Source organism: Acinetobacter sp. NIPH 1852, assembly GCF_022549455.1.
GTDB lineage: Bacteria > Pseudomonadota > Gammaproteobacteria > Pseudomonadales > Moraxellaceae > Acinetobacter.
Genome location: NZ_JAKZGG010000013.1, coordinates 1 through 12,159 on the forward strand (window position 1 = coordinate 1; position 12,159 = coordinate 12,159).

The 12,159-nt window shown below is 39.5% G+C and carries 12 protein-coding genes and 1 pseudogene; 5 read left to right on the top strand and 8 right to left on the bottom strand.

What is annotated here, in order from left to right; genetic code table 11:
• Positions 1–99: 99 nt before the first annotated feature.
• The 3 genes and pseudogenes from MMO38_RS11165 to MMO38_RS11175 form a co-directional block, all read right to left on the bottom strand.
• Positions 100–987, bottom strand: a pseudogene (locus MMO38_RS11165) (YccS/YhfK family membrane protein); the annotation flags it as partial.
• A gap of 234 nt (positions 988–1,221) precedes the next feature.
• Entirely contained in the window at positions 1,222–2,316 is a 1,095-nt protein-coding gene (locus MMO38_RS11170; RefSeq protein ID WP_171063513.1) for an AI-2E family transporter, read from the bottom strand.
• Positions 2,317–2,437: 121 nt separating this feature from the next.
• Complete coding sequence (locus MMO38_RS11175; protein ID WP_034594731.1) at positions 2,438–3,082, bottom strand: ParA family protein; 645 nt, start codon at positions 3,080–3,082, stop codon at positions 2,438–2,440.
• Between the two features lie 394 nt (positions 3,083–3,476).
• Here MMO38_RS11175 and MMO38_RS11180 point away from each other — a divergent pair, with 394 nt between their 5' ends.
• Positions 3,477–3,944, top strand: coding sequence for a Holliday junction resolvase-like protein (locus MMO38_RS11180; RefSeq protein ID WP_005193778.1), 468 nt, complete (start codon positions 3,477–3,479; stop codon positions 3,942–3,944).
• Between the two features lie 144 nt (positions 3,945–4,088).
• Complete coding sequence (locus MMO38_RS11185) at positions 4,089–4,652, top strand: hypothetical protein (RefSeq protein WP_241323592.1); 564 nt, start codon at positions 4,089–4,091, stop codon at positions 4,650–4,652.
• 104 nt (positions 4,653–4,756) lie between these two features.
• Here MMO38_RS11185 and MMO38_RS11190 read toward each other — a convergent pair whose 3' ends face one another.
• Together MMO38_RS11190 and MMO38_RS11195 are read right to left on the bottom strand one after the other, a co-directional pair.
• Positions 4,757–5,311, bottom strand: coding sequence for a hypothetical protein (locus MMO38_RS11190; RefSeq protein ID WP_241323593.1), 555 nt, complete (start codon positions 5,309–5,311; stop codon positions 4,757–4,759).
• 11 nt (positions 5,312–5,322) lie between these two features.
• The gene (locus tag MMO38_RS11195; protein ID WP_241323594.1) at positions 5,323–6,102 is read right to left on the bottom strand and encodes a class I SAM-dependent methyltransferase; all 780 of its coding nucleotides are present in this window, start codon (positions 6,100–6,102) and stop codon (positions 5,323–5,325) included.
• 120 nt (positions 6,103–6,222) lie between these two features.
• Between MMO38_RS11195 and MMO38_RS11200 the strand changes: the two genes are divergently transcribed.
• Complete coding sequence (locus tag MMO38_RS11200; protein ID WP_241323595.1) at positions 6,223–7,494, top strand: hypothetical protein; 1,272 nt, start codon at positions 6,223–6,225, stop codon at positions 7,492–7,494.
• Positions 7,495–7,566: 72 nt separating this feature from the next.
• Here MMO38_RS11200 and MMO38_RS11205 read toward each other — a convergent pair whose 3' ends face one another.
• On the bottom strand, positions 7,567–8,241 hold the full coding sequence (locus tag MMO38_RS11205; RefSeq protein ID WP_241323596.1) for a hypothetical protein: 675 nt from the start codon (positions 8,239–8,241) through the stop codon (positions 7,567–7,569).
• A 589-nt stretch (positions 8,242–8,830) separates the two neighbouring features.
• Here MMO38_RS11205 and MMO38_RS11210 point away from each other — a divergent pair.
• The gene (locus tag MMO38_RS11210) at positions 8,831–9,139 is read left to right on the top strand and encodes a hypothetical protein (RefSeq protein WP_004673097.1); all 309 of its coding nucleotides are present in this window, start codon (positions 8,831–8,833) and stop codon (positions 9,137–9,139) included.
• Between the two features lie 72 nt (positions 9,140–9,211).
• The gene (locus tag MMO38_RS11215; RefSeq protein ID WP_034595725.1) at positions 9,212–10,558 is read left to right on the top strand and encodes a S8 family serine peptidase; all 1,347 of its coding nucleotides are present in this window, start codon (positions 9,212–9,214) and stop codon (positions 10,556–10,558) included.
• Between the two features lie 105 nt (positions 10,559–10,663).
• Here MMO38_RS11215 and MMO38_RS11220 read toward each other — a convergent pair whose 3' ends face one another.
• Both MMO38_RS11220 and MMO38_RS11225 read right to left on the bottom strand, forming a co-directional pair.
• Complete coding sequence (locus MMO38_RS11220) at positions 10,664–11,110, bottom strand: hypothetical protein (protein WP_241323597.1); 447 nt, start codon at positions 11,108–11,110, stop codon at positions 10,664–10,666.
• Positions 11,111–11,146: 36 nt separating this feature from the next.
• Positions 11,147–11,566, bottom strand: coding sequence for a hypothetical protein (locus tag MMO38_RS11225; protein WP_241323598.1), 420 nt, complete (start codon positions 11,564–11,566; stop codon positions 11,147–11,149).
• Positions 11,567–12,159 lie beyond the last annotated feature (593 nt).

A 12,159-nucleotide genomic window follows, 5' to 3' on the forward strand; every position in this document is an offset into this window, starting at 1 on the left:
AATTGGTTGTGCGGTAGATTTTGTGTGTAGGCTTCTTCATTTGAAAATTATATCGCTGAAAAACCCTTTACAGATAGGTTTGTGCAACAAAGCCGTTTTATGCAGCAGTGACTGACTGAGCTTCTGACAGGCAGTGGCCTGTAGAAACATATTTTTTTGGATACGAAAAATTAAGTCACTGCGGCTAAAGTTCTGATGAATTTTTTCATAATGCAAATAATTAGAGGTCACTTGTTCATGGATATCTTGGGCAAAATAATACAAATTTAACCAATAGATACTGGTGTTATTGATACGGGAAGACTTGAGTCGAGAAAGTAAGGAGTGCTTGGCTTGATTGAGACTATTCACCACCTGAGCATTTTTTTGTGAGAGTTCAAACAACAGTGCTTCAACATTATCTACATTGTCTGGATCAAACAGTTTGGCTTTGATTTGTAAGAGTTCTCCTATTTCTTTAAAAATAGTCGAAATTTTTTCTTGTAGTGGCAGTGTGGGGCGAATGATAAAAAATATGATTGAGGTGAAACCGTACCACAGTGCACCACAGACAAAGTAACTGGGTTGCTGGTACCAATGCGGATAATCACCCAATCCAAACATGGTGTAAATAGAAAGTAAAATCGTACCAAATGAAATCGTGGCATAGCGTTGACCTAAAGCGCCCATCAGCACAAAAGCAGCACTGGATAGACTCAAATAAACGATGAACCAGAATTTATAAGGTGCGAGAAAGGCTAAGATTGTACTGACCGTAAAGAACAGTACACAGACATAAAACAAGTTTCGAAGTCGGATGCTTAAGCGGTCATCAAAGTCAGTCAGGGCTGCTGCAATTGCACCCAGTGTGACAGGCACAATAAATTGACTCAGACCAAGTCCATGCAATAGCAGGGTTGTACCGATTAAAACAATAAAAATTTGTAGGCAATACAGCAGAATTGAATTCGATCTAAAGCGATTGAAGAGCACATAAAGACTGTTCATGATTATTTTTCTTCAATGGGTCTGGGTTTTATCATACAAACAAATTTTCCTTATAAAAGTATTGTTTGATCAATGAGGCATATCATTTTTTTGCATCAAGATTGAGTTGATTTTTCAAGTAAAAAGAATAAGCAAAATCCGTGCACAGTTATTGTTTTAAAGATTCGTAATGGAAAAATAAATGAATTTTCAAGCAAACTGTGGATATCTTTTAAGATACCCACAGTCTTTTAACTATTTCGTATCAGGTGGTGCTTCAAGTGCTGCAACTGGCTCTTCCACATTTTCATGTAGCCATTCACGCCAAATCGCCAGTAACACGGCCAAAATTACAGGACCAATAAACAAACCGACTAAGCCAAAGCTAGCGACACCGCCGAGTACACCAAACATAATCAAGATGAATGGAATCTGCGTTGCACCTGAGATTACCAGTGGTCGGATCACATTGTCTGCACTACTGACGATCAGTACGCCCCATACGATGACACCAATTGCTTCGACGGTCTGACCTTGAGAAAATAACCATAGCCCGACACCTAAATATGAAATAGGCGTACCAAATGGAATCAGGGCTAAAAAGAAGGTCACAATCGTCAGTAACATTGGATTCGGTACACCTGCGACGAAGTAACTTAAACCCGCCAAAAGTGCTTGTGCAACTGCAGTTAAACCAACGCCGTACACAACAGCACGTGTTGTTTCTGAGATGGTTTGTAGATAATGGTGGACACGCGGCCCGATCACCATTTCTAAAGCACGACTGACTTGTGCCAATATGGTTTGTCCATCACGATAGAAAAAGAACAGGGTCATCAGAGCAAACGTCAGTTTGATCAAATTACGGCTAATTTCACTCAGGACAAAACGACCATAGCTCAAATGGCTTTGAATCCATTCCGCGATATTTTTTGCAATGCTATTCGGATCGCTGCTTAATTCATTCAGTGTGTGGCTAATGTCTCCGCCAATAATCGGCAGGTTCTTAATAAAATCAGGGATCTGAACATGCCCTGAAAAGAGTTGTTTTTGTAAATTAAAATATAAATTACGACCTTCAAGTTGCAACATAAAGATCGCGAAAATAAATGGAACCCCAATCACCAAAATGACCAAACTGATCATAATCGTGGCATTTAGGGTAGGGCGATGCTCGCCAAAAAAACGACGTTGTACCCATAGATAAACAGGCCAAGTCATATAGGCAATAATCGCAGCCCAAAGGACAGGAACAATAAAGTATTTGAGGATATTAAATCCCAAAAACATTAAGACAAAGAACAGTCCAAACAGCAAAACGCGTTGTAATACGGGAGCGTATTGTTGCACCATAGTTTTCTCTAGTGCTGGAAATTGAATAGATCCATATTAACTGAAAAACCAGTTTAGGGATATTTTCCTGCTGATCTTTTAAGATTTAATATCAAAAGATTACGTTTCTTTGCAAAGCTTAGAACCACTCACTGGGATCATCGACCAACTGGTTTAAAACAGGCTGCCATTGGTTTTGAATCAGCACAAAATTCTTCTGTGGTTTATCAAAAATACTTAGACCTTGCATCGCCAACGTACCATAAGCACTACGTTCAGAAATCCAAGCGACAGGAGGGTGCTCGATTTTGGTAAAGAAGTTCTGGATATCTTTGGAGCTGGCACTGTTTGCTTTGACGCGGTTGGCGATCAATAGGATTTGTACTTTTCCTTTACGAATCCGTTTGATCTCTTGCAAGTGTTTGAGAAAGCGACGGGTACTATCAATATCAAAGAATGACGGTTGTATTGGCGTCACAATCGCATGTGCTTCGCTGACCAACTGTTCAGCATGCTCACCTGAAAGTGCTCCGGGTGCATCAATGATCAAATAATCAAGATTCTTAGGCGCGTCGCCAATTGATTTCTCATGTCGCCAATCAAGACTTTGGATTTCAGTGACCGTTTCTGGACGTTGTTTTAACCATTGTAATGAAGATTTTTGGTTGTCCGCATCTGCTAAAGCAACCTTATACCCTTTTTGTGATAATGCTGTGGCAAGGGTGATCGCAGTCATGGTTTTACCACAACCACCTTTTTGATTTGCGATTAATATTGTCTTCATGAACTCTTTTTTAACAGGTCTCTTATATTCAATCATACCTTAGCATCTTTTTGGCAAGAGTGTGTTACACATGACAAAAGTTTAGGGTCTGTTGACATTTCACAGATGCTTGCGACAGAGGATATTTTTTAGACGATACAAGGCATGGTTTGCGAAATTTAGTATTCTAAATGAGCAAGACATAACGTAGTAGCGGCAAAAAATGTCCCTGTCCCGCAGGGTTATGGCTAAAACTGCCTCAAACTTCGTTGTGAAACTTGACAAGGGGATCGCCATTGCCTACGTTTCACGCCTTGTTTGTGTGGTTTTAGCCTTTAACGCAATGCATGGCTGAAATGTCAATAGACCCTCATGTTGCAGTTAAATAGCACGGCGATAGATAAGGAACATTTTTATGTCAATTTGGCTTGCAATGCTGATTGGTGGATGTATTGGAGTGGTGCTGACGACGCTTATTTTGTCTCATAGTCGTAATGGGCGTATTCAAGCCGAGTATGAGCAATACATTGCTGAACTCGAATTGGAACATAAGCAAGCATTGTTAGATGCGCAGAAGCGTAGCGTAAATACCAGTCGTGCGGTGTTGAAAGGTAAAATGGCAGAGCAGTTTGCACCGATTTTGCCTGAGTTTCGGTATTTACCCAGTGATGCTAAGTTTTTAGGGGATCCAGTCGATTATGTGGTGTTTGATGGTTATACCGATTTTCGAGATGGTGACGGTGAAGCCGAAGATATTGAAGTGATCTTACTTGATATTAAAAGTGGTGGTGCGCGTCTGAGTAAAGGACAGCAGGCGATTGCGCAAGCAATCAGTGAGGGACGGGTCAGGTTCGAAACTGTACGAATTGATTTTGCTGAATAGCCATGGTTTTAATTTCTAATGGCACAAAAATATGACCAAAGTGAAGCTGATTGTTACTAAAAAAAGCAACTTCATTCACGGTCTAGGCATAGTATTAAGGAATGATGTTCTAAGATTTTAGTCATTTTTGAGGATGATCGAGCCATGAACAAACGTCTTTGGATCAGTTTATGCATGGTTGCTGCAATGGGGCAAACACATGCATCAACCAATCAGGCAGAATATAATATTGCCAATGGTTTATCGCCTGTTGTGAAATATCAGTCTATTTCGGTATTAAAACCGTTTGATGGGAATTTTCGTATACTCGGTTCAAAAGTTTATCACGATGATGAACAAGCGAAGTTTTCTCCTATCGATTATGCAGTCAGTTTAGACCTGTTTGCTGATCCAGAGATTGCACGCACGATTTCCGTGCGTCAGTATGATCGGTACTTAAACTGGAACATGAAAAAACTACCTGTATCACCTGATCAAGCATTAAAAATGGTGTCAAATATGCACATCATTCCTGCCAATCCTGAAATCGCAAAGCAAATTAAGCAGGTAAAGCGTGGCGATTTGGTCAATTTAAAGGGTGAGTTGGTTGAGGTGCGTGATAAAGATCTGGTCTGGACATCATCTTTGACACCTGGTGGTGTAGGCGATGGCGCTTGCGAATTATTTCGTGTGAGTTCGATTGAATGGGTCGAAAGACAGAAGATTTAAAATACCAGTTTGATAAAAAAAGCCCGCTCTTTTATAAAAAAGAATGGGCTTTTTATTATGAAAATATTGAGAAAGCTTCATATAATCTTGAAATTTTCTATCAATTAACTTTCGGCCGTTTGTGAACTTTTCCAATGATGCAATTGGCTTTGCGCATGTAGATAGCCATTTAATTGCTCGACCTGATCGGTCGAATTTTGAGATGGATTAGAATAACGACTTTGTTCTAAAGCCTTGGCTTGATTGTTCCAGTAATCATAAAGTAAACCCTGAATATAGCGACCTTGTTCAGTTTTGAGTTCCAAGTCTTTCAACATGTTGAGTGCAGAACGTACATTGTCTTTTTGGCGCTGCTGTTCAAACTCTGCTGTTAAAGTGCCATCTTGTTTCATTTTCGCCAATTCAATTTCCATACTATCGGTCATCTCGGTAAAGCGTTGCTCATATTCATCCAAGATCGCAATATCATGTGCATCATCAGCCGTGGTTGCAAACTGTTTAATTGGCATTGGATTGAGTTGACCAATTGCATCATTGACTGAATTGGTTTGAGCTTCATTTTGCGTTGTAGGCTCTTGGTCTTTATTACATGCACTGAGCAGCAAGGCTGAGCCCAATACGCAGCTCATGGCAAGTGTTGTTTTAAATATAGCTTTCATAAATAAACTCATTAATTCGATATTTTTTGAAAATGATAAGCATAAGTGACATAAGGGAAATCTATCTGATCTTGCGCAGTTAATCCCGTAAAATCAAATACAATTTGTTCGAACTTGGTTTTGAGTTGTTGTTGATCGCTTGGTGCTAGGGCTGCGATAAAGCTGGTAGAGAGCAGACGCTTACTCACCACTTGTTCGACTGTACCGCGATGCATCAATTGAAATGTTTGTACATCGATGGGTTTGAACAAATTCTGACCGTCAAAAACCTGCTTCCATTTCCCGCTGTGATAACGTGGGCTATCTCCTTCAAATGGTGCAATTTCATCAGCTAACGCTTTCACCCAATTGACCTCAATGTCTCGCTGATTCCAAATCAAGCCGACATGCCCAGATGCGGTTAATACGCGATGCATTTCACTTAGACTCTCAATATTTGAGAACCAATGAAAAGACTGCGCGCAAACAATCGCATCAATTGACTGATCGCTTAGAGGAAGATGATCACTGGATGCCTGTATACATTCAATGTTGGGATGGCTGTGTTGGAGTTGTTGCAACATTTCTAAGATAGGCTCGACTGCGATCACTTTTGCTTGTGTCTGAATCAAGTAAGGTAAGAATTTGCCAGTCCCAGAGCCGAGGTCAACAACAGTTGAATTTTCACCTATTTGGAGCCGATCTTGCAGCCAAATGACTGTTTCTTGTGGGTAACTGGGTCGAACTTGTTGGTACAGTTTAGCCCCCAAACTAAAGCCTTTTTGTGCGGTAGGATGTAAGGATTGTGTCATTTTTTGCGCTTTTTAATCTGACTGATCTCTATAAAATAAGATACTCCGCAATTAAGGATTGGCAAAGCCATCATTTGATGACTTGTTGATTCACACCTAGGAATATTTTTCAGTGTGAGCATGGATAAACAAATAATATTTGAAGATGATCATATTCGCGTTATTTTTTTAAAAGGTTCAAGTGACACGTTAGTGGTTTCGTTTGGCGATTTGATTAGTCGCGCTAAAGGCATGTCCATTAATGCTGAAAAATCATTAATAAAATATCAATACAACGTCATCGGCATTATGCCGAAGCAGAAGACATGGTTTCCTAAAAGCAGCATGCTTGCCATGCAGCAACAGATTCAATCGATCTTGCTGCAATTTAAACAGATTGTGGGCTATGGTGGCTCGATGGGCGGTTATGCTGCGATTAAATATTCAAATTTATTGAATATGCAAAAAATCGTGGCTTTTGTTCCGCAATACTCCATCGATCCTGACATGGTGCAAGACCGTCGTTATGCTGAATTTTTTGATGCATCAATTCATCAAGATATGCAGATTCAATCGGATGAAGTCGATCCTGCACGTGAATACATTATTGTCTATGATCCTTATTATGCTGAAGATAAAGAGCATTTTTTAAAGATCCAGCCGTTGTTGCCAAAGATGCATGTGATTCATTTACCTTTTACAGGGCATGAGGCACTCTCTGTGTTGGCCAGTTCAGAACTTTTAAATGATTTCGTTGAAAAGCCATTTGATATCACCTATTTCTATCGACGTGTTCGAGAAGTCAAAAAGCAAAGTAAATTTTATTATCGCCATGTGCTGGATGCTTTATTGCACCGACATCATCGTGCTTTATTAAAAATATTGGAAAATAATGACTTGCAATTGGATGAGCGTTATTTTGATGCAACCATGAAGCAAAAACTGGTGCAGCAATTATTTAAGCTTAAACAAGGAACTGAACAGAACCTACATAAGTTGGGCGCGATTCCGCATTTTGTGCAACACGCTGAAGCTTTGAGTCCGAATGTCGGAACGACGCAACAAAACTTTTTGGTTTTCAATGTGGTGACTTTAAAACTCGAAAGTTATGCGACAGATATTATTGCTGCAAATCATCAGTATCTTTTGCCATTAAAGGTTCAGCCGAATGCTTTGGTCGAACTTGATTTGAATAATGATCGCTACTTACTCACCATGAATGATCGTGGTATTCATAAATTGATTCCATTAGGCGAAGCATTGCCTTTAGATCAGTCTCCATTGATTTTTAAGCAGTATGCTGATTTTTGTAGTGTGAGCTATAAGCAACTGACTTTATGCTGTGATGCTGAAGGATTAAGTCATTTTATTGAAAATAATGCAGATGAGCAGACCAAGCTACAATTCTGTTGAGTTAAAAGATTTGCCTAATAAAAAAAGCCTTTTGAACGTTCAAAAGGCTTTTTTGTGGTGAATATGTCGAGCTTAGTTTGCGCCGACTTTTGCATTGCTGTTTACATTGGCGTTTACACCTAATACTTTCACACCAACATTTGCACCAGCTTGTGCTTGTTTTTTATCTGCATTTAAGCCTGTTTGAGCTTGAACAGATGAATTTCCAACATGAACGCCTGCTTGGGTATTCAGACCCACTGATTTTGGTTCAGCTTTACGTTCCTGATAACGTTTTTTTGCTTCTGCACGTTTTTCAGCCGCTAAGTTTTTGCCATCAATGGCTTTATCGACCGTATAGTCTTTTGAAGTTTTAACAGCTGTGCCCGTGCTATGTACCACTTGTGCGGTTTTATCTGCTGCAAATGTTTTACCATCAACGGCTTTATCTACTGCATAGTCTTTAGAATTCTTAATCGCTGTGCCTGTGCTATGAACAACATTTGAGCCGATATTCGCAGCCGCACCAACGGTTTTTTGAGTGGCATTTACACCTGTATTCACAGCGGTATGACCAACATGATGTGCTGCTTGGCCAACACCTTGTGCGGTATTTTTAACTGTACCAGTAACGCCCTTAATTAAGCCGTTTGACTGAACAGAAACTTGGGCTGAGCCACTTGCATTTGCGCCGACGTTTTGAGCAAAGACAGATGCAGAAGCAAGAATACTTGTTGTCACGATAGCAGTTTTGATCATTTTTTTCATATTGCGGTTCCTTAAGTGATGTGCCATATCAGGGCACTTCATAAACGCAATTGCATCATAGCGAGCAAAAAGGAGAAAGCTATGGATTTCAGCAAAACTTTACAAGCAGATTACAGCTTAAACACACTATAGAGATAAATTGTGGAGAGAGATTAGGAAACTAAATATGTGAAAAATATAATTTTAATTATAAGTAAAAACAAGTTAATTGACGATTAAATAGATAAAAATAAAACCAAATGCGCTTCTATAAGGAAATTAAAGAATGAATGGGGGAGCCAAATATCAAGTTCAAATCATCTAAATTAAAAGTGGCATTTTTATTGCTTGGTCTAAAAGTGTGGAAAAATTATTTTGGTTTTTCATTAAATTCAATTGTCTTTATAGAAAACCATACATCTCTCAAATGATTCTACGTCGAGGTAAAAAGCTGTCTAAAAGTTGAGCGCAATAACGAATTTTTATGTACAATTTTGAATGTTGGAAAAAACATTAAAATTAACGTGAATATTAAAGTTAATAAAACTTATCTTTTAGATGATTCAAACAAAACCTTGCGATAAACAGTAAAAAAAATTGGAGCATATGAATGAAAAAGATCGCGGCATTTTTACTTTTATTGATTGGAGTGGGCGCGATCGTGCTCTATTTCCAGCCATCCGATCCCTTAACATCTTCCCAAGATCAGTATATCCATCAGATGAAAGATGAATATCTTGAAGCTATTCCAACAACATTAAACAAAGAGGAGAACAGCACCACTGAAATAACAACAACTTTATTGAATCAATCGGAACAGTCGAATGAAGAGGCGCAATTTTATAACACCAAAAGTGATCCTGCGATTCAACCGATAGATCCAGAAAAAGATCCTGCAAATGAAATTAAAACGCTTTAATCGTTTAGTGGACTTTACCCAAGACCACTAGAGATTCAAATGTTCTTTATCCGAGAACAATGGAGATATAAATTGAAAAATAAAACGTTATTATTACTAAGTTTATGTGCTTTATACAGTACAAGCTCTTCTGCTGCAGCTTTAAATGCAACTCAATTAAAGCAGCAGTTGAGTTCAAGCGCAGTAGCCAAAGTTGCCCAAGGAAAAATTGATCTAAATGCCTTGGTGAGTAATGAATCTAATGATTTACTGATTGAATATGAGACGAACTTTTCTCATATATCGCCAAGCCTTGAAAAGCGGAGTTATATTGCTGAAGGCAAAACACAGTTTAAAAATAAGTTTGCCAAAGCATCAGGCTTTCAAACTTTACGTGAGTTTAATGGACTGCCTTTAGGTTTATATCGCATCCAAGATCGTGAAACATTAGCAAAGGTTTTAAATGATCCGTCAGTGAAGGGTGTTTACCCGAACCGAAAAAATTCACCGACCACGATGCAAAGTCTCCCTTTAATTAACCAACCACAAGCTGAAACGAATGGCTTTACAGGCGATGGATCTAGTGTGGTGGTGATTGATACAGGTGTAAATTATAAACATGCTGACTTTGGCTGTACCGCAGTCAATACCCCTGCATCGACTTGTCGAGTGGTACATTCCTTTGACAGTGCGCCTGATGACGGCAGCTTAGATGATGATGGACATGGCAGTAATGTTTCAGCGATTGTCGCCAAAGTTGCGACTAAAACCAAAATCATTGGCATCGATGCATTTAGAAAGGTCAGATATCAAGGTCAATGGGTGAGCACTGCCTATGATAGCGATATCCTCGCAGGCATTAATTGGGCAGTGAATAATGCTCAAGCTTATAATATTAAAGCGATTAACATGAGTTTAGGTGTATCTGGGGTGAAATATACGTCTGAATGTCAAAACAGTAGTTATGCCACTGCTTTCGCCAATGCACGAGCAGCAGGTGTTGCTCCTGTAGTTGCTTCGGGTAACGATGGATTTGCAGATGGGATATCTTCACCTGCTTGTGTTGCGGGTGCGGTGCGTGTAGGGGCAGTGTACGATAGTAATCTGGGGAATATGGCATGGAGTAATTGTACAGATCGGACCACGACTGCTGACAAAGTGACTTGCTTTAGTAATGGTGGTTCATTGGTCACTTTACTTGCACCAGGTGCATTGATTACTGCTGGCGGTGAAACTCAGGGCGGGACATCACAAGCTGCACCACATGTGGCAGGGGCGATTGCATTGTTGCGTGCCAATAGTGTGAGTCCGACTGAAAGCATTGATCAAACCATCAATCGTTTGAAAGTAACCGGTAAACCAGTTACTGATACGCGAACTGGTTTGGTATTCCCACGTATTGATGTGTTGGCTGCGAGCAGTGGCTTATCATCAAATTGAGTTAATTTTTTATAGTTTAAATTGACCCAAAGCGTGTTTAAAAGTGCCATAACTCGTTGCAGATATAGATATCTACAACGAGTTTTTTTAATTATTGAGGAACGATTAGTGACATTGGTCTAAATTAGTTTGGCTAAAATGGCTTTTTAACTTGTTAAAGTTGCTTTTTACGTCAGTGTTTTGAATATCAAATATGGTGACTTTGCGAGTATTTTGATCTAACTCAGGTTTTTGAGTTGTGCTATTTAGTGGGCTTTTGAGCTCGTAGTGTGAGGTTTCCGAAAGTGCGCGATTGAGTTTATTTTTTCTAAACGTCCATGTTTCGGTACTTTCACCACTTTCTAAGTAGCCTGTAAATTTGATCACGCACCGGTCTTTGTATTTGCTGAGCGTTGCAATATTTGTTTTTGTATCAGGTAGCGCATCAATATTCTCAACTTGCTCCAACTGGGTGATGGGAAATACGGTTTGAGTTGGTGTAAGCGAACATGCAGTGAACCCAATACTGCTTGCTATGGTCAATAGGGTTATTTTGAATGGCTTGTTAATCATTATTTGATGCATTCCTATAAGTTTTATTTAATCGTATTAATTTGATGATGGTGAGCTTAGATCACCGCGCTCAATTGGTACATTTCCATCATTTGTACCCACTACAGCATCTTTGGTGTCTTGCCATTTCTTTGCAGTATACGTTTTTGCTTTCTCAGTTTGTTCTTGAACAATGACGGACTGTTCAGCACTGTATTCTTTGGTGTTTTTCCATTTTTCACCGATTTTTTGTGATGTATTTTCAGATGCACCTTGAATCGAATCACCTAGGTTCTGCATGCCTTTGCCTGCTTTATAGAGCAAAACACGCGCTAAGTTTGGATTGTCTCCATAGGGTTTAGCATTGGATTGGGTTTCACTCGATGTATTTGTTGGTGTCGTGGTTGTATCCGTTGCCCAGAGAGAAGACGATGCGATCAGTGTAGTGGCGAAACATAAAACTTTTACTTTGTTCATCCTCTTTTCTTTCCTTTGAGCGATCTTATTGCAATAGAGTTTTATAGCTTATCGCCAAGTTCAAGAAAAGAATGTAGGTGATGTGAAATTGATACAGTGAGTAAATATTATGCCTATTCAGTTCGATAGCACATATGTTTGTAGTGTATTTACTGCTTCATCCAATTCAGAAGATCGGGTTGTTAATCAAACATTTGATGAGCGTTGACGCCTTGTTTTCCTCATGATAGTTTTAATTCAACAAAAATCAATATTTGCACGTTTTACTTTTAATCAAAATAGGTATCTTATGAGGCAGAATTTGGAATCTTATGTGTCACCACTGCCGCATAAGAGTAGTTGTGCAGATCGCGTGGTCACCATTGGTGATTCTATAAAGCATCGTGTGCACGATGATCGACGGGTTCTTTTGAACTATGTTGTTTTTATAGTGGTGATGCATTCTATTGGTAGGTTGAACCTGTGCCGCTCCAAGTGCAAACCATAAAAGCAGTATGCAGTGATGCGTAACCGCAGGCACCGTAAGAAGGTTGGGAACAAAACGCATTCTATTGGTCGGGCTTTGGGTGCCGTGCTGGATCAGCCGCCGTAAA